Below are 15,930 nucleotides of genomic sequence, written 5' to 3' on the forward strand. Positions count from 1 at the left end.
CCACCACCGGCTACTCGACTGCGACTTCGGCGGCCATGACCAGCGCCCCGCCCTACTCGCCGGCGTCCGCACGATTCGTTACCACCGGGCCTGCCGCCCCGCTCGATCCCGGCGCCGGCAAAGTCTCGGCAGCACCAGCGGCCGGCGGCGCCGGCTTCGCCGCCTCGTCAAGCGCGCTCGACACATCCAAGGCCAGCGTCGCCGCAGGCATTACCCCCGGCATCGACCCCTAACCAACGCAGCGGGAAGGGATCTCTTCCCGCTGGTTGCGCGCCGCAGTCCTCTCTGAACATTCTCGATCCCGGATGGCCAGGCAAATCGGTCCCGTTCAGGCCCGAATCGAATACACGGGCATAACCACCGTCACTGCGGCGTTGCGTGCGATGCCGTTGGAACGGGCGGTGCGCGCGGGCGCGCGGCTGGGAGGATGGGCGATGAATTTCGATCGTCCGAACCGGCCGATCGCGCTCAAAAACCTCGAGATCGCTTTCCCCGAGATGACCCCGGCGGCCCGCCTGGCAATCCTGCGCAAGATGTATCGCAGTTGGGGCCGCGTGCTTGCCGAATGGACCCACTTGCCCGAACTCAGCCGCGCCAACATCGAGCAGGTCGTCACCTACGAGGACAAGGAAAATTGGGACGAGGCGGAGCGACGCTCCAACGGCCGCGGCATATTGGTGCTGACGGCCCACTACGGAAATTTCGAGCTCCTGCCGATAGCCCACTCCATCTACGGCTACCACCTCGCCATGGTTCATCGTCCGCTGCGCAATCCGCTGATCGACGCCGCCGTTTGCGCTGAGCGAGTCCGCCACGGGAACAGACTCATCGCGCGCAAGGCGGGCGCGCGCGAGATGATGCGGATGTTGCGGCAGAACTGGATGATCGCACTCGCGCTCGACCTCGACGTGCGCAAGGGCGTGTTTGTCGATTTTTTCGGGATGCCAGCCTCCACCAGCGACGGCATGGCGCGGCTGTCGATCGCCACGGGCGCGCCCGTGCTGCCGGCGTTCATGGTGCGCGAGGGCGACACGATTCATAACAAGATTAAAATTCTGCCCGCCATCTACGCCGAGAAGACCCGCAACCGCGAGGCTGCCGTGCGCGAGTACACGCAGCGCTACACCGACACGATCGAGCAGATGATCCGCGAGCATCCCGATCATTGGAACTGGATTCACCGTCGCTGGAAAACCCGCCCGCCCGGCGAACCCCGCTTCTACTAGATGGAGATCGCTATTCAGATTGTTCCCCTTCCCACGCGGAAAGGGGTTAGAGGTTGGGTGTGGAGTTGCAACAGGTTGTCCCTCGGAAAGCGAGAGATAGGAGTGTGGCCGCCGAAAGCAAGGTTGGCGAACACTCGGAACGGCCTATGCTAAGTCACTAGGACAATAGCCCTGGTTCCTTGCAAGCCGCCTCAGTTATCGCGCCGTCCTAACTGCTCCGCCGGGCTTTCCCGCCGGGTGCCGCAACCATCATCTTGATAAGCTCTTCCGTGATCCTCGGCTCCAGTCCCTCGGTGTGGCCCTTATCAAGGCGCACGACGTCGGCGATCAGGCGTCCGTCTCGAGCTTTGGGATAGAGATATACCTGAGCCGTGCCCGGTCGGGGCGACAGACCCCAGGCTGGGGTCGATTTCCCTTCGCGGATGGTGTCATAGATTTGGCCGGGCTCGTCATCGACCACATCGGCCAACCTCACCCGTGGGCCGGCCCCGTATTTGTCAGCCCATGGCGAAGTCGATGGCAGGGCGACCATCTCATGCTCGCCCGTCGCGAAGATAAAGGAGATGTCACAGTCAGGCGGCGAGGCGCGGCCTGGGCGGGGTGTGTCGCCCCCCTGGGACGGCATCGGGGGCAGTGGCCCGCGCACTGGGACGAAGAAGGATGCTGGAAGCTCGATCGGCCCGATCCGCCCGCCAGAGAGGCTGAGCCAGCCGTCGACTCGGTGCTTGAAGAAGTCGTCACCGAGCAGGCGGTTCGCCGTCATGCCGCCTTGGGAATGGCCAATGATCCAGAACGAGGCGATGTTGTCCTTCCCATACCTGTCGAACACATAGTTCACAATGTTGCGCAGATGGGCGTCATCCGCCTCTCCCAGCCAGTGCCGCACCGGCTCCTTGGTGGCCGCAGATGGCGTGGCGATAACCAGGCGATACCTCTCTTTGTATTGGAAAGCCGGGAAGTAGGCGCGCTGCCATGCGCCGACCGAACCGCCCCCGTGCAGGCTCAAGAGGAACACCACCTTGTCGCCAGGCTGAAGATCGTCTGGATCGTCAAGATAGAACTTGCGACCGGTCTTTTTGTCCACCGCGCTGATGCTGCCCACGCTCGTTTCTCCCAACACGCCGATTTAAGCCGGGATTTCCGTTTAACTCTCCGATTTCAACTCGCCTTGTAGTCTTAAGCGGCCTCCCCGGCAAGGACTTAGCCCGGTTTGATCCACGGTTTTTCCATCGTCAACGCAAGCGTGAGCGGTCTCACTCATGACATTAGCCTTCCGTTAATCCAGCATAGCGGATCAACTGGCGGATGTAAGCGCGCATTTCTTTCCGATTCTTGCGGCCCGGACGAACCAGCAGGTGATACATGATCGCGCCGCCGATCATGTCCAGCAAAATCTCCGAATCGGTTCGTTTTGGAATCGCGCCACGCTCGCGTGCCCGACCGATGATCTCGGCGACCATCCTGCGCCGCGGGATCAAATAGGTGTTCCAATAAACTGACATCAGCTTCGGAGAGTCAGGCACCGAGCCGACTAGTTTTGCGACCGTCTTGAGATAATCGCGCCTGGTAACCATCTCGGAGAGCGCGTTAATCAGTTCGTCGGCCATCCGCTTCGGCGCAACACCGGCCGCCGCCGTCAAAGATCGCTCCGGGGCTTCCCTGGCCACTTCCATCGCTTGAGCGAGTAGGTCCTCCCTACCGGACCAGCGGCGGTAAATGGTCGTCCGCGCAACACCGGCCCGTCTCGCAATCTGCTCGAAGCTCGCGCCCTCGATGCCGTGCTCGACGAAGAGTTCCAGCGCCGCGCGCAAGATGGCCTTGTCGGTGGCCGGATCGCGCGGCCGCCCACGGCCGGCCTTGGCTTGGCGTCGCGCGGTATTCACATCGCTCAGGTGTTAATCCGAAGCTTGCGAAACATCCTCATCCGGCGAAGGCTTATCCAATAGATCAAGCGCGGGGACGCGCGATACACGCGCCATATCCATCGAACCGCCGCCGGAAAGACGATCAGAGCCTGGTTACGGGACACTCCGCGCAGGATCGCGCGCGCGGCATCTTCAGCACTCATCTGGCGGATTGGAAAATGAGATAGCCGGCTTACCCGGACCACCTCATCATGCGGCATGTTCATAACGACCATGTTCTCATAGACGCTCGTCTTCATGTCGCCCGGACAAACGGCGCTCACCTTCACTCCCAAGTCAGCTCCTTCAAATCGCATAGAGAGCGAGAGCCCGACTATCCCGTGCTTGCAGGTGCAGTAGGATGAGTTGCCGGGCTGCGGAATCAGGCCGCTGGCGGAGGAAATGTTGACGATGTGCCCGTGGCCCTGTTTCGCCATGACTTGATACGCGTCGATCGTCCCATAGACGACGCCGAGCAGGTTTACGCCGAGGACGCGGTCCCACTGTTCCGCGGAGATGTCGCGCGCATCGCCGCCGATAAAGATCGCTGCATTGTTGAAGATGTAATCGAGGCGTCCGAATTCGGCGACCGTCGTTGCAATCAGACGCGCAACGTCTTCTTGCCTGGAAACGTCAACCTGCACCGCGCGAGCTTGTGCGCCGCTCTGTGCAATACGGGAAGTCACCTGTTTGGCGGCATTGTCGTCGATGTCCGCGACGACGACGATCGACCCTCGCCGCGCCAGCTCCTCGCAGAGGGCCTGTCCCAGGCCCATGCCGCCACCCGTGACGATCGCGACTTTGTTCTCAAACTGTTCCATCCGGCTATATACGATACATACCTGTATCGATATTGTCCATCGGATTGCACACCCCAATCGCACCGGCGCGATCGAATCCTACGAAGCGACCGCCTCGCTCAGCGCCATCAGGCATACGCCGGTCGCGAACGGCGCGGTCCCGATTTCGATCGAATTGTAAAAGGTAAAGTCGCCCGGCGGTGTTTGCTGCGACACGCCCGTGAACGCGCCGTGCGAGTCGGTCTTCGCGCAAATCGCGCCAAGCGCGCGCGAGTAGGCCTCGCGCGCGCGCGCCTCGTCGAGACCGCTCAGCCGGGTCCGAATCGCGCGGCCCAGCGCGAGCGCGAATCCGGCCGCCGCCGACGCCTCGAGGTACGAATCGTCGCGATCGATCACGGTGTGCCACAGGCCGGACTCGTCCTGCAACGACGCGACTTTATTGAGCTGGAGCGCCAGCGCCTCGCGTATCTTGTCAACCTTTGCAGCAAGCGGTTGAAACTGGCCGGCCGCCTCGATTTCCGCGATCACTTGCGGCGCCGCGATCGAAAACCAGCTGTTGCCGCGCGCCCACAGACACGGCGAATGCGACTTTCGGTCAACGTATGCGACATGCCAGAAAAGTCCGCTGCCCGGGTCGATCAGATGATCGCGATGAACGATCATCTGATCCGCCGCGCGCTCGATCATCGCGGCGTCGCCCGAGATTCGGCCGAGCAATGCTAAAGCGGGCGCGGTGAAGTAGCAGACGTCGATCCACACTTCGAGCGCCGGTGGATGCGGGATGAAAGCGCCGTCGGGGGTTCGCGCGGCTGAATTTTCCATGAAGCCGACGATCGCGCGCGCATATTCCAGGTAGCGCGGATCGCCCGTCTTCAGGTGCAGGTCGAGCGCCGGGAGCGCTTCGGCCGCCCAGAACCAGAACCATCCGTTGGTGCGCGGACCCGCCGCGAGCTTTGGCGCGAACCATCGCTCGGCCGCCTCGGCGGGGGCGTTGGTCCCGAGCGCGCGCGCGGCGTATACGAGGCCGTCGCACAGAATCGCGTCGCCCCAATGAGGCTGCTTGGCGAGCAACTCGCGGCTGGCGCTCGCGGCCAGGCGCTCGAGCGCGCGGCTTAGTTCGTCGATTCTAATCTCGGCGGTATCCATTGCATCGCGCGGTCTCCACAGCCGGCGGCGCGGGAGATATACTTGCGCAGAGACTGCACCGATGGCGCTTATCAAGTCAAAGACTCCGAAGATCAAAGGGCTTCACGAAGTGGGGCGCTACGCCGTCGGCGTGCAATGGGTTGACGGTCACGACAGCATTTTCCCGCTGGAAAATTTGCGCCGCGGATGTCCGTGCGACGCGTGCAAGGGCAGCGTGAACGGCGACGTGCCGCCCGCCAGCCTCCGCATGCGGCAGCTTTCGCGGCTGGGCGAAGCGGCGGTGTTTATCGGATGGGTTGACGGCCACGAGACCATCTACACGATGCCCCAACTCAGGAATCTCTGCCGATGCGCATATTGCGTGGCGGAGCCCGAGCGTCCGATCACTGGCGGCTAGTGCGTCGTGCTTGCCGGCGGTTGTTGCGGATGCTTGACGATACTGCCGCGGCCGCTTGGGCCGCCGTTGAGTGCGTCGAGATTTACCTGCGCGACTCTCAGATTGGGATTGAGCTTGAGGGCCTTCTCCCACGCTTCTTCGGCTTCGCCGAAGCGCTGCAAATCGTTCAGCGCCATGCCCTTGGCGTTGTAAAGCCGCGCGTTGCGAGGGTCCTTGATTATTCCGGCGTTGGCCGCGAGCAGCCCATCCTCAGGGTCGCCGACGCGCAGATACACGTCGGCCAGCTCGATGAAGTTGCTGCCTGACGGATTCAGCTCGGTCGCCGTGCGGTACATGCCGATCGCACTATCGCCGTCGCGCAGCACGCCGTAGCAGAAGCCGAGGTCCACGTACGCTGAGTCGTTCCGAGGATCGATGCGCAGCGCCTCATGCAGCTTGTCCATCGCCTGATGAATTTTTTTGGTATCGACGGGATCCTCCCGGCCCGCCTGCATGATCAGCTTTTCCGCCTCGGTAACAACCGCGTCGGATGCGGCGCGTTTGTCGCCGGCCGCGTAGCTCGAAGCTGCGATCGCCAGGACTCCCAATGCGGCGATCGCGATGGCGAGAATCAAAACCGGATTCAATCGCGAGTTGCCGTGCAATCGATAAACCATGCTCACGCCACCATTCACCCCGATGCCAATGATAACAGGTGCTGCGTACAAATTGGCAAGATTGAGCACCCGCGCGCCTCGCGGCGGTCAGCGTTCTTCGCCGAACAGGAATATCGAGACCGCGATCATCGCGAACATGAAATTCGGAATCCACGCGGCGATCACCGCGGGCAGCAGCCCCGAACGGCCCAGCGCGGACGTGATTCCGAGCGAGGTCCAGTAGGCGAAGCCGATCACGATTGCCAACCCGAAGCTGCGGCCCAGACTCAGGTTGCGTGGCAACGGATCGAGGCTGAGCGCCATTCCGAGCGCGGCCATTATCAGGCACGCCAGCGGCATCGCGTACTTCAGATCGCGATCGACTACGTAGCCGCCCGGGTCGAGTCCCTTGCTGCGGAGATCCGCGATGTAGCGGTCGAGTTCCCACAAGCTGAACTCCTCCGGGTCGAAGCGCAGCAGCCCGAAATCGGCCGGAGTCAGTCCAAGCTCGAGGCGCGTGGCGTCAGTTTTGGTCACCGTGCCGCCCTCGGCGATCTGGAACGAGTTCAACCCGCTCTCGACCCATTCGTGGCCGTTCCATTTCGCGCGCGCCGCATGCTCTAGGTCCTTGAGTCCGAAAGCGTCGTCGAGTTGGTAGTGGGTAATTCCGTCGAGCTGCGCGGTTTCCTTGTCGTAGCTGTCGACCGAAATAAATCCGTCGCGCACGCGCACCCAGATGCGCCGGTTGGCGAATACCGCCTTGAGCTGGTGCTTCTTGAGTTCCACCGAGTAGATATACTTTGCCTGGCGCGTCGCGGCGGGAACCACTGTTTCGCTGATGAAAAAATCAAAACCCGAAATCAACACCGCGACTATCAGCACCGGCGCCGCCATCTCGAGCCGGCTGATGCCGAGTTGCTGGCAGGCCAGCACCTCTCCCGATCGATTGAGCAGCGCGAAGCCGAGCAACACGCCGGCCAGACTCGCCACCGGCAAAACCTGCGAGACGATCAGCGGCAGCTTGAGCGCGAAGTACTCGAGGCCCAACAACCCCAGCCCGCCGTAGCGGATCAAATCGTCGAATCGATCGAACATGTCGCCGAGCAGATAGGCCGCCGTGAAAGCCGCCAGGCAAACCATGAACGGGCCGAAGAACTGGCCCGCGATGAAGCGGTCCATCACCGGCGAAAGGCGGGGTTGAAGTTTCATGCGGCTTGCCTGCTGCGTTCGAAGCGCTCGACGAGATCCCAGATGATGTCGCCGGGGCCGCGGCCCTGGTCGCCCTTGTCAGATGCGGCGCGATAGAAGAACCAGAACGCCAGCGCCATGAATACGATGTCGGGGATGCTCATCGCGGCCCACGCGTCGAGCTTGCCGCGCTGCGCCAGCGTCTCGCCCACGCGCATCAGTGAGTAATAGAGAAAGAACAGCGCGACGCTGACGCCGAAGCGCTCCGAATGGCCGCCGCGCGCCGGTTTGAGCCCAAGCGAGATACCCAGCAGTGCGAACAGCATCGTGGCGAACGGGACGGTAAACTTGCCCGCCCGCTCGGTCTCGGCGGCGTAGTCCGGTTTCCCTTTGGCGCGCGCCGTCTCGATGTCGGCGCGCAGTGCCGAGTACGTCATTTCGCCCGGATCCTGCTCGCTGACGCCGAGCGCCGACTCGGGGCTGACGCTGAGATCGTAGGTCTTGAAGCTGGTCACGTGAGTCGCGTTGCTGGCGGGCTCGGCGCCGAAGATCGAACCGTCGGACAGCCGCAGAGTGATCGACTTTTGCTGCGCGTCGGGCAGCATCATTCCATGCTTGGCGATTATCGTGTTCTGGTTGTGCGGATCGCGCGCGTCCGAGATCATGACGCCCTTCAAACTGGAATCGGTATCGGACATCTCGTCAACATAAACGACCAGGCCGGGGAAATTGCTGTTGAAGACTTTTTCCTTCAGCCCGGCGCTGGTCCGGGTCTGGCTGAGTTCGTAAAGCTTGTTGCGCAGATTAGAATTCGCCCACGGCCTCAGCGAGAACGCGAAGTAGCTCGAAAGCGCGTACACGCCCAGCGCCACCATCATCACGGGCACCGCCAGCCGATACAGGCTGATGCCGCAGGCGCGCGCCGCGGTCATCTCCTGGTCGCTCGACATCCGCCCGAATCCCATCAGCACTCCGAGCAGCACCGCCATCGGAAACGTGAGTTCCAAAAAGGCCGGCATGATGTAGCCCATGATCCCCATCACCTCGCCGAGGCTGACGCCGTGATTGACGACCATGTCCATCAGCTTCAGCAACTTGCCCGTGACCAGCGCGAAGGTCAGCAGGCCGACGTCGACCGCGAACGGCGCCAGCACTTCGCGCGCGACGTAGCGGTCGATAATGGCGAATCCCGGGATTGCTAGTCTCATTGTTTGATCCCTGCCGCCGGCAAGGGGTCGCCTTCAAGCTTAGACATCCCGGCGCGCGATTGAAACTTGCGATTCGATTTTCTTCTCCCGCAGGCCGCGACAGCTACTTGCGCGGCGCTCTGATAGTATCGCCCCCGATGAGAGACTTTCGCGACAAGGGCCGCAATCCCCGCTTCAACCGCAACGCGCCGAGTCCGCCGCGCCGGGATTCGCCCGCGTCCATCGCCAAACCTGTCGCGGCGCCGGCTTCGGGCCACGACTATCGGCGTGCGGATGCGGGCGAGCGCGAGATTCGGCGCGCAAGCGGCAACGACCGCGAAATAGTTTATGGCGTCGAACCAATCCGCGAGTTGGTCGCTGCGGCGCCCGCCTCGATTCGAGTGCTCTACGTGAAATCCGGCGACGAGCGGCGCTTCGCGGCTGAGATCGATCTCGTCAGAACCGGCGGAGGCCGCGTCGAATTCGCCGATGAAGCCGGATTGGAGCGATTGGCGGGACCGGCCGCCCGCCATCAGGGGATTGCAGCCCTGATGCGCGAGTACGAGTACACGCCGCTCGAGCAGATTCTCGCCGAGCAGCACGATCCGATCGTGCTGGTGGACGGCGTCACCGATCCGCGCAACCTGGGCGCCCTGATGCGCTCGGCGGAAGGCGCCGGCGTCGGTGCGATCGTTCTCGCCAAGGACCGAACCGCCGCCATCACGCCCGCGGCGGTTAAGTCGTCGGCCGGTGCGTGGATACATCTGAAGATCGCGCGATGCGGTAACGTCGCGCGCACGATCGAGCAGCTCAAAGAGGCGGGCTACTGGACCGCGGCGCTCGCACCCGGCGGCGATACGTCGATCTACGCGCTCGACACCTCGCGCAAGCTCGCGATCATCGTCGGCTCCGAGGGGCGCGGCGTTCGCGACATCGTGAAGAAGGGTGCGGATTTTGTCGTGGACATCCCGATGCGCGGGAAAGTCGGCTCGCTCAACGTGTCGGTCGCCGCCGCAGTGGCGCTATTCGAAATCGCCCGCCGCCGCTCCGCCGCGAAGCAGGCGGGTTAGCGCCTGAGTCGTTATCGACATTGCTGATGTCGGGCGAGACCGGCCGGCGCGGCCAATAGACCGCGCCGGTTCGGAGAATTACGGGTTACCCCAAGAACCCGCAGCAGTCGTACTACCGGAGTTGAATTCAAGGCCGCCCTGGGTAGTCGTGCCCTCCTGGAGTTCGACCAGACGCGTGGTGCCGGTCGTGTCCTGAAGAGACAGGTACGACTCATTCGCTTGTTCTGATAACCCGGCGTTGGTGGTCAAGAAATTACCGACGGACGAAAGAGTGTCACCGGCGCCGTCCTGGCTGAAGAATCCGTTGAAGTTGCCAGGCGGATAGTAATCGATACCGTTGCGCAGGTTGCCGGATGAGTCGTACAACAGAGCGTAAGAGGCGGAATTGTCGGCCGCATTACCGATCAGCGATTCGTTATGACCGGCTCCGTCCTGGCTGAAGAATCCGTTGAAGTTGGTGGGTGGATAGTATTGGATCCCGTTGCGAAAGTTGCCGGACGAGTCGTACAGATAGGCGTAAGAACTGGAATTGTCGTACGCATTGCCGACCAGCGATTCGCTCGGTCCAGGATACGTCAGGCTACTTCCACTTCCTGTCGGTGTGTAGATTCCACTGTAGAATCCTACGAAGTCGGTGGTCGGATTCACCTGGATACCGGTGCGCCCAATCCCTGAGCTGTCGAAAAGTAGGATACCCGATGGAGTGGTCGTGCCGTCCAGGCTCGAGCCTAGTGTGAGGCGGGCGGTTTTGCCGTCGGCGCCAGCAACTCCCAGGCCAAATCCAGGGATGGCAGCCTTGGATCCGAACACCCCAAATCCACTGCGCTCAACCCCGTCACCTGAGGCGAGCGTGTTGCCGTCAAATCCCTCCAGGCCCGCCTCTGTACCGTCATCAGACACGCCGACCAACATGAATCGTTTTCCGTTGCTGTCGAAAAAGGTCAAGCTTCCGCCTCCGTCAGGGGCGGCTGTAAGCGTGGCGAGAACCTGGCTACTTTTGTTCACCAGGTTGAGTGTTTGCACGCTCGCAACTGGACTCAGCGAGCCGGCCGGACCTCTTGGCCCTGCCGGACCTGTTGGCCCTGCTGGACCTGTTGCCCCTGCTGGACCTGTTGCACCTTTTGCACCTGCTGGACCCTCGGGACCTGGTTTCCCTGTTGGACCTGCTGGTCCAGTAGTGTTCCACGTCAACAAAGTTTGAGTTGATTTGCACGCGCCCGTGAGCAGGATTGTGATTGCCCCTGATTTGGCGACGCACGCCTTGATCTCTGCCGCCGAAGCGACGTTCGGAAAAAATGCGACCGCGATATAACTGAGAAATGCAGCCGCAGCCATCACTTTGGACCCCACCCAACGCGACTCTCGACGTTTGCCTGACCAGACCTTGCAATTCATACGACCTCCCCGATCTCGTCGACGATGCCCGCCGAGTTTTCCGACGCGCACCACGCACGTCGAACCATCCCTAAGAGTTCACAGCCCGAAAAGTGCGAGTCTTTCCGGTATTGCTGCTGTTGACGAGATTAACGCGCTTTTCCTGCCGGACTAGCGGCAAATACCGCACGAAGGTACTGATGCGCCAGCCTTATGTCAAGAAAATTGCTTCCAACGGAGACAAATGAACCGGCCAGATGGTTCGATCGGCGCCATCGCAGCTTTCCGCAAGTTCCTAAGGCTGGCTACCTATCGCGATTTGCTCCTGGCGGTCTTTTTTGCCATCGGCCTGGCTTCGGTCGATTTGCGCTCGGCGAGACCGGGATACTTCTTGGCCAGCGCCTTCTTGATAGTGTTCACCCAGTTGGATTCGAACTCGTCCGCGATTTTTCTCATCCCGCCAACTTGCCGGCTGGCTTCCTTCATCTGCGCTTTCAGAAGCGCGGCTCCCTTGGCGAGATGCGGATGCATCCCATGCAGGTTGAGGTCGGTCAGCGTCTTGGCAATCAGCTTCAGTTCGCCCTTGATGCGGTCGGCGTAAACCCTGGCCCATTCGAGATCGATCAGGGTGCTGCTGGCAGGTGGCTTGAGTTTCGTCATGCCGAACACTGTCCCCGTCGACGCCCGCGATCGCAAGTACCGCGCTGTCACGTGCGGAACCACGAGGCTCAGTTTGCGCGCCGAAATTGTCGAACGCGACCTGCCGCGCCCGGCCGCCCGAATGCAAGAAGCAGACCCTGAAACGCCGTTCAGCTTGACAGTCGCGGCGGCGGCGAATAACTTTTCTTTCTTAACGTCGTTTGCCGATGTAGCTCAACGGTAGAGCACCTGATTTGTAATCAGGTGGTTGCGAGTTCGATTCTCGCCATCGGCTTGGTCGGCACAACAGCCTTGGGAGGAGAGGTTCCCGAGTGGCCAAAGGGAGCAGACTGTAAATCTGCCGGCTTATGCCTTCGGAGGTTCGAATCCTCCCCTCTCCACCAGTATGATAATGAGTTTGAAGGGGAGAGCGGGAATAGCTCAGTTGGTAGAGCGCGAGCCTTCCAAGCTCGGGGTCGCGGGTTCGAGTCCCGTTTCCCGCTCCAGATTTTCCATGACGGCGAGAGGCAACGAGTTTTGTGGATCTTTTTTCACTGAAAAATTCCGGTTGAGCAGTGCACGAATGCCCATGTAGCTCAGTCGGTAGAGCACTTCCTTGGTAAGGAAGAGGTCACGGGTTCGAATCCCGTCGTGGGCTTTCCAAATTTGCGCCGGCTAAGCGGCGGAAAAGTTTTTCGAGGCGGACAACAATGAGAGATCTGATTTCGCTTTCATGCGAAGGTTGCAAGTCGCGCAACTACACGACGAGCAAGAACAAGAAGACGCAGACCGACAAATTTTCAATCAAGAAATTCTGTCCGAAGTGCCGCGCGCACACGGTGCACAAGGAAGGCAAAATTTCTTGAAAAGCAGTTTGTCCGAAAGCGGCGCGTATCTCGGGCGGGTATATAAGGATGGCGCGTCCGGCGTTCGAATTGCGCGCCCGGCGCGCGCCGGCGCAAACGGTTGCGAGGGTCAGTAGCTCTAATTGGCAGAGCATCGGACTCCAAATCCGAGGGTTCCAGGTTCGAATCCTGGCTGGCCCGCCAAAAATGACAGCGGTTTAACCGAAATAATCACGCGGTTCTTGATTTAGGCACGAAAAATGGATAGTGTGAAAAGTTACTTCAATCAGGGCGTAAGTTTCGTCACGGAAGCATGGACGGAGCTTGCCAAGGTCCATTACCCCTCGCCCAAGGAGACCATGCAGGCCACGATTGTGGTTGTCGGTCTGACGTTTGTGATGGCGCTGTGGCTCGGAGTGATCGATTTTTTCGCGGTTCGCGGCGTGCAGATGCTGCTCCGCTAGGGACCAAATGACCGGACGCGGAACCGCTGATTCTCGATGAAGACTGCTCATTCAAATGACTGAACCGATGACCGAAACCGCGAAGCCCGCGATGAAATGGTATGTCGTCCATACCTATTCGGGCTACGAGCACAAGGCCAAGGCCGCGCTCGAGGAGCGGGTGCGCTCGCTGCACAAGGAAGACAAGATCGGCAAGGTGCTGGTGCCGATCGAGCGGGTGCAGGAACTCGGCAAAGGCGGCGCGCGCAAGGTTTCGAGCCGCAAGTTTTTCCCCGGCTACATCTTCGTGCAGATGGTGCTGGACGACGAGACCTGGCACGTCATCAAGAACACGCCGAAAATTACCGGCTTCGTCGGGCATTCCACCAATCCGCCCGAAGTTCCGACGTCCGAAGTTGAAGAGATCGAGCAGCAGATGGAAGAAGGGGCGCTCAGGCCCAAGCCCAAGGTGCTGTTCGAGGTGGGAGAGGCGATCAAAGTTGTCGATGGCCCCTTCCAGGACTTCAACGGCACCGTCGAGGAAGTCAAGCCGGAAAAGGGCAAGGTGCGCGTTCTGATCTCGATCTTCGGCCGCGCAACCCCGGTCGAACTCGACTTTGTGCAGGTAGAGAAGGCCTGAGACGACGAAAAAACACTCGATTCGCCGGATGTGCGCAGCCGATGCGCGCAAGCGGCGTTCGCGACTGAGCAACCGGGGACGATTTTAAAGTGGCTAAGAAAGTAGTCGGATCGATCAAGCTGCAGATTCCGGCCGGCGCGGCGAATCCCTCGCCGCCGGTGGGCCCCGCGCTGGGCCAGCGCGGCGTCAATATCATGGAGTTCTGCAAGGCCTTCAACGCCCAGACCCAGAACATGCAGGGCCTGGTGATCCCCGTGATAGTCACGGTTTACGCCGACCGTTCGTTTACTTTCGTCACCAAGAGCCCGCCCGCGTCGATTCTGCTGCTGCGCGCGGCGGGAATCGAAAAGGGCTCGCCGATGCCGAACAAGAACAAGGTCGGCAAGGTCACGCGCGCGCAGGTCGAGGAAATCGCCAAGACCAAGCTCAAGGACCTGACCGCGGCCGACCTGGCAGCGGCGGTCAATACCGTTTCGGGCACCGCGCGCAGCATGGGAATCGACGTCACGGATTAAGGCTGAAGAAGATGGCAGGCAAGAAATACAAGGAAGCGGCCAAGAAGATCGATCGCGAAAAGCGCTACACGCTCGAAGAAGCGGTCAAGCTGGTGGTCGATAACAAGGTCGCCAAGTTCGACGAGACGGTCGAGATAGCAGTGCGGCTCGGCGTCGATCCGCGCCAGGCCGACCAGAACGTGCGCGGCACGATAGTGCTTCCCCATGGCACCGGCGCGGTTGCGCGGGTGCTGGTGGTCGCCAAGGGCGAGAAAGAGCGCGAGGCGCGCGAGGCGGGTGCGGACTTCGTCGGCGGCGACGAGATCATAAAGAAGATCCAGGAAGAGAACTGGCTCGACTTCGACCGCGTCATCGCCACGCCCGACATGATGGGCCAAGTCGGACGAATCGGCAAAATTCTTGGACCTCGCGGCCTGATGCCCAATCCCAAGGTGGGCACCGTCACGTTCGATGTCGCCAAGGCGGTCGCCGAGATAAAGGCCGGCAAGGTGGACTACCGCGTGGACAAGGCCGGTGTGGTGCACGCGCGCGTGGGCAAGGTGAGTTTCGGCGAGCAGAAGCTGCTCGACAACGTGCGCGCGATCCTTGGTGCGATCGTTCGCTCCAAGCCAGCCAGCGCCAAGGGAAATTACGTTCGCAGCGTCGCTATTTCCTCGACGATGGGCCCGGGAGTGCGGGTCGATACGGCGCAGGCGGCGGCCAAGGCGCTCGCGGCGGCCGCATAAGTTTTCGTTCGTGGGAGCCGGATCGGTATAATTAGATGAAGAAATCAGAGAAAACCGCGCTGGTCGAAGATCTGACGCAGAGTTTCGGCCGCGCCAGTATCGCGCTGGTGTCCGAATACCGCGGGATGACGGCGGCGGAATCGACCGAGATGCGCAAGCGCTTGCGCGCCGTGCGCGGCGAGATGCGGGTGGCCAAGAACACGCTGATCCGCCTCGCGATCAAGGGCACCGCCTACGAGGCGCTCGACAGCAAGCTGGGCGGGCAGATCGGGCTGATCCTCAGTTACGAGGATCCGGTCGTACTGGCCAAGACCTTCACCTCGTTCGGACCGCTGGGCGACAAGCTCAAGCTTCGCGGCGCGGTGCTCGACGGCAAGGCGCTCACGCCCGCCGAGGTCCAGGCGCTGGCGGCGTTGCCGCCGCGCGCGGTGGTTTTCGGCCAGTTGCTCGGTCTGTTGAATGCGCCGGCGACTCAGTTGGTCCGCTTGCTGAACGAGCCGGGCTCGTATCTGGCGCGCGTGATCGACGCGATTGGAAAAAAGAACGGCGCCGGCGAGGCAGCTCCGGCCCCGGTGGCTGAGCCTCCGGCGGCGCCGGCCTCTGAGGGTTGATTAAGGATTACTGATTTTAATTCATGCACAACGCCCGGAAGAGGTTTCGCTGAAAAAGCGCTCCCACATCTCCCCGGATGCGTGAACAAGGAGAGAAGGTAACATGGCAGAAGCACAACTCAGCCGCGATCAGGTCAAGGATTATCTGAAGAACCTCAGCCTGATCGATGCAGCGGCGCTGGTGAAGGAACTCGAGGCCGAGCTCGGCGTATCGGCTGCGGCTCCGGTCGCGGCGGCGGCAGCTCCGGCAGCCGGCGGCGCAGTAGCGGCGGCGCCCGAGAAGGAAGAGTTCAACGTCGTGCTGACGGGCTCGGGCGACAAGAAGATCCAGGTGATCAAGGTCGTGCGCGAATTGACCGGACTCGGCCTCAAGGAGGCCAAGGACCTGGTCGATGGAGCGCCGAAGGCGGTCAAGGAAGGCGTCAACAAAGCCGAGGCCGAAGAGATCAAGAAGAAGCTCGAAGCCGCCGGCGGCAGCGTGGAGCTGAAGTAGGAAGGATTTAGTCCTTTTGACGCACAACAAAGGGTCGGGAAATTCACGAGGCGCGGGACTTTCAGGCGCGCGCGGATTTCAAACGGTCTTTA

Annotated in this window: 19 protein-coding genes, 5 tRNA genes and 1 pseudogene; 16 read left to right on the top strand and 9 right to left on the bottom strand. The window is 61.4% G+C overall.

What is annotated here, in order from left to right; all coding sequences use genetic code 11:
* Together ABR989_RS11080 and ABR989_RS11085 are read left to right on the top strand one after the other, a co-directional pair.
* Positions 1–233 (top strand): annotated as a pseudogene (locus ABR989_RS11080) (hypothetical protein); the annotation flags it as partial.
* Positions 234–305: 72 nt separating this feature from the next.
* Complete coding sequence (locus ABR989_RS11085) at positions 306–1,226, top strand: lysophospholipid acyltransferase family protein (RefSeq protein ID WP_428128445.1); 921 nt, start codon at positions 306–308, stop codon at positions 1,224–1,226.
* 208 nt (positions 1,227–1,434) lie between these two features.
* Here ABR989_RS11085 and ABR989_RS11090 read toward each other — a convergent pair whose 3' ends face one another.
* The 4 genes from ABR989_RS11090 to ABR989_RS11105 form a co-directional block, all read right to left on the bottom strand.
* Positions 1,435–2,328 (bottom strand): alpha/beta fold hydrolase, encoded by an 894-nt coding sequence (locus ABR989_RS11090; RefSeq protein WP_428128447.1) that lies wholly within the window; start codon positions 2,326–2,328, stop codon positions 1,435–1,437.
* A 163-nt stretch (positions 2,329–2,491) separates the two neighbouring features.
* Positions 2,492–3,109 (bottom strand): TetR/AcrR family transcriptional regulator, encoded by a 618-nt coding sequence (locus ABR989_RS11095; protein WP_428128448.1) that lies wholly within the window; start codon positions 3,107–3,109, stop codon positions 2,492–2,494.
* A 5-nt stretch (positions 3,110–3,114) separates the two neighbouring features.
* Positions 3,115–3,951: an SDR family NAD(P)-dependent oxidoreductase gene (locus ABR989_RS11100; protein ID WP_428128451.1), complete on the bottom strand. Its 837-nt coding sequence runs from the start codon at positions 3,949–3,951 to the stop codon at positions 3,115–3,117.
* Positions 3,952–4,029: 78 nt separating this feature from the next.
* The gene (locus tag ABR989_RS11105; RefSeq protein WP_428128453.1) at positions 4,030–5,076 is read right to left on the bottom strand and encodes a glycoside hydrolase family 88 protein; all 1,047 of its coding nucleotides are present in this window, start codon (positions 5,074–5,076) and stop codon (positions 4,030–4,032) included.
* A gap of 61 nt (positions 5,077–5,137) precedes the next feature.
* Here ABR989_RS11105 and ABR989_RS11110 point away from each other — a divergent pair, with 61 nt between their 5' ends.
* Positions 5,138–5,473, top strand: coding sequence for a gamma-butyrobetaine hydroxylase-like domain-containing protein (locus ABR989_RS11110; protein WP_428128455.1), 336 nt, complete (start codon positions 5,138–5,140; stop codon positions 5,471–5,473).
* On the opposite strand, the gene ABR989_RS11115 is transcribed toward ABR989_RS11110, so the two are convergent.
* The 3 genes from ABR989_RS11115 to lptF form a co-directional block, all read right to left on the bottom strand.
* Positions 5,470–6,129 (bottom strand): tetratricopeptide repeat protein, encoded by a 660-nt coding sequence (locus ABR989_RS11115; RefSeq protein ID WP_428128695.1) that lies wholly within the window; start codon positions 6,127–6,129, stop codon positions 5,470–5,472. The genes ABR989_RS11110 and ABR989_RS11115 overlap by 4 nt on opposite strands.
* Positions 6,130–6,216: 87 nt before the next feature.
* Positions 6,217–7,317 (bottom strand): LPS export ABC transporter permease LptG, encoded by a 1,101-nt coding sequence (gene lptG / locus ABR989_RS11120; RefSeq protein ID WP_428128457.1) that lies wholly within the window; start codon positions 7,315–7,317, stop codon positions 6,217–6,219.
* On the bottom strand, positions 7,314–8,504 hold the full coding sequence (gene lptF / locus ABR989_RS11125; protein ID WP_428128459.1) for an LPS export ABC transporter permease LptF: 1,191 nt from the start codon (positions 8,502–8,504) through the stop codon (positions 7,314–7,316). Before lptF ends, lptG begins: the two co-directional genes overlap by 4 nt.
* A 137-nt stretch (positions 8,505–8,641) precedes the next feature.
* Between lptF and rlmB the strand changes: the two genes are divergently transcribed.
* Positions 8,642–9,553 (top strand): 23S rRNA (guanosine(2251)-2'-O)-methyltransferase RlmB, encoded by a 912-nt coding sequence (gene rlmB / locus ABR989_RS11130; protein WP_428128462.1) that lies wholly within the window; start codon positions 8,642–8,644, stop codon positions 9,551–9,553.
* 78 nt (positions 9,554–9,631) lie between these two features.
* On the opposite strand, the gene ABR989_RS11135 is transcribed toward rlmB, so the two are convergent.
* Both ABR989_RS11135 and ABR989_RS11140 read right to left on the bottom strand, forming a co-directional pair.
* Positions 9,632–10,948 carry a collagen-like triple helix repeat-containing protein gene (locus ABR989_RS11135; RefSeq protein WP_428128464.1) on the bottom strand — a complete coding sequence of 439 codons (1,317 nt, stop codon included), beginning with the start codon at positions 10,946–10,948 and terminating at the stop codon, positions 9,632–9,634.
* A gap of 288 nt (positions 10,949–11,236) precedes the next feature.
* Positions 11,237–11,587: a hypothetical protein gene (locus ABR989_RS11140; RefSeq protein WP_428128467.1), complete on the bottom strand. Its 351-nt coding sequence runs from the start codon at positions 11,585–11,587 to the stop codon at positions 11,237–11,239.
* Between the two features lie 202 nt (positions 11,588–11,789).
* Between ABR989_RS11140 and ABR989_RS11145 the strand changes: the two genes are divergently transcribed.
* From ABR989_RS11145 to rplL, 12 genes are all read left to right on the top strand, one after another.
* A tRNA-Thr gene (locus tag ABR989_RS11145) sits at positions 11,790–11,861 on the top strand.
* A gap of 23 nt (positions 11,862–11,884) precedes the next feature.
* Positions 11,885–11,970, top strand: a tRNA-Tyr gene (locus ABR989_RS11150).
* A 26-nt stretch (positions 11,971–11,996) separates the two neighbouring features.
* A tRNA-Gly gene (locus ABR989_RS11155) sits at positions 11,997–12,072 on the top strand.
* 79 nt (positions 12,073–12,151) lie between these two features.
* Positions 12,152–12,224: transfer RNA gene (locus tag ABR989_RS11160), tRNA-Thr, on the top strand.
* Positions 12,225–12,276: 52 nt separating this feature from the next.
* On the top strand, positions 12,277–12,432 hold the full coding sequence (gene rpmG, locus ABR989_RS11165; RefSeq protein ID WP_428128469.1) for a 50S ribosomal protein L33: 156 nt from the start codon (positions 12,277–12,279) through the stop codon (positions 12,430–12,432).
* A 106-nt stretch (positions 12,433–12,538) separates the two neighbouring features.
* Positions 12,539–12,615, top strand: a tRNA-Trp gene (locus ABR989_RS11170).
* Between the two features lie 56 nt (positions 12,616–12,671).
* Positions 12,672–12,875, top strand: a complete 204-nt coding sequence (gene secE / locus ABR989_RS11175; protein WP_428128472.1) for a preprotein translocase subunit SecE — start codon at positions 12,672–12,674, stop codon at positions 12,873–12,875.
* A gap of 67 nt (positions 12,876–12,942) precedes the next feature.
* On the top strand, positions 12,943–13,494 hold the full coding sequence (gene nusG, locus ABR989_RS11180; RefSeq protein ID WP_428128474.1) for a transcription termination/antitermination protein NusG: 552 nt from the start codon (positions 12,943–12,945) through the stop codon (positions 13,492–13,494).
* 89 nt (positions 13,495–13,583) lie between these two features.
* A complete protein-coding gene (gene rplK / locus ABR989_RS11185; protein WP_423945201.1) occupies positions 13,584–14,009 on the top strand; it encodes a 50S ribosomal protein L11 in 426 nt (141 codons plus the stop codon).
* Between the two features lie 11 nt (positions 14,010–14,020).
* Positions 14,021–14,734, top strand: coding sequence for a 50S ribosomal protein L1 (gene rplA / locus ABR989_RS11190; RefSeq protein WP_428128477.1), 714 nt, complete (start codon positions 14,021–14,023; stop codon positions 14,732–14,734).
* A 35-nt stretch (positions 14,735–14,769) separates the two neighbouring features.
* A complete protein-coding gene (rplJ, locus tag ABR989_RS11195; RefSeq protein ID WP_428128480.1) occupies positions 14,770–15,345 on the top strand; it encodes a 50S ribosomal protein L10 in 576 nt (191 codons plus the stop codon).
* A gap of 103 nt (positions 15,346–15,448) precedes the next feature.
* Complete coding sequence (gene rplL, locus ABR989_RS11200) at positions 15,449–15,838, top strand: 50S ribosomal protein L7/L12 (protein ID WP_428128482.1); 390 nt, start codon at positions 15,449–15,451, stop codon at positions 15,836–15,838.
* Positions 15,839–15,930 lie beyond the last annotated feature (92 nt).

It is taken from the genome of Binatus soli (SeqCode), from assembly GCF_050015535.1.
Lineage (GTDB): Bacteria > Desulfobacterota > Binatia > Binatales > Binataceae > Binatus > Binatus soli.

Coding starts and splice junctions, on each gene's coding strand:
- rplJ (WP_428128480.1), top strand. CDS start 14,770: ATGAAGAAATCAGAGAAAACCGCGCTGGTCGAAGATCTGACGCAGAGT.
- ABR989_RS11140 (WP_428128467.1), bottom strand. CDS start 11,587: ATGACGAAACTCAAGCCACCTGCCAGCAGCACCCTGATCGATCTCGAA.
- ABR989_RS11105 (WP_428128453.1), bottom strand. CDS start 5,076: ATGGATACCGCCGAGATTAGAATCGACGAACTAAGCCGCGCGCTCGAG.
- nusG (WP_428128474.1), top strand. CDS start 12,943: ATGACCGAAACCGCGAAGCCCGCGATGAAATGGTATGTCGTCCATACC.
- ABR989_RS11100 (WP_428128451.1), bottom strand. CDS start 3,951: ATGGAACAGTTTGAGAACAAAGTCGCGATCGTCACGGGTGGCGGCATG.
- rplL (WP_428128482.1), top strand. CDS start 15,449: ATGGCAGAAGCACAACTCAGCCGCGATCAGGTCAAGGATTATCTGAAG.
- secE (WP_428128472.1), top strand. CDS start 12,672: ATGGATAGTGTGAAAAGTTACTTCAATCAGGGCGTAAGTTTCGTCACG.
- lptG (WP_428128457.1), bottom strand. CDS start 7,317: ATGAAACTTCAACCCCGCCTTTCGCCGGTGATGGACCGCTTCATCGCG.
- ABR989_RS11135 (WP_428128464.1), bottom strand. CDS start 10,948: ATGAATTGCAAGGTCTGGTCAGGCAAACGTCGAGAGTCGCGTTGGGTG.
- rplA (WP_428128477.1), top strand. CDS start 14,021: ATGGCAGGCAAGAAATACAAGGAAGCGGCCAAGAAGATCGATCGCGAA.
- rlmB (WP_428128462.1), top strand. CDS start 8,642: ATGAGAGACTTTCGCGACAAGGGCCGCAATCCCCGCTTCAACCGCAAC.
- ABR989_RS11115 (WP_428128695.1), bottom strand. CDS start 6,129: ATGGTTTATCGATTGCACGGCAACTCGCGATTGAATCCGGTTTTGATT.
- ABR989_RS11085 (WP_428128445.1), top strand. CDS start 306: ATGGCCAGGCAAATCGGTCCCGTTCAGGCCCGAATCGAATACACGGGC.
- rpmG (WP_428128469.1), top strand. CDS start 12,277: ATGAGAGATCTGATTTCGCTTTCATGCGAAGGTTGCAAGTCGCGCAAC.
- ABR989_RS11110 (WP_428128455.1), top strand. CDS start 5,138: ATGGCGCTTATCAAGTCAAAGACTCCGAAGATCAAAGGGCTTCACGAA.
- lptF (WP_428128459.1), bottom strand. CDS start 8,504: ATGAGACTAGCAATCCCGGGATTCGCCATTATCGACCGCTACGTCGCG.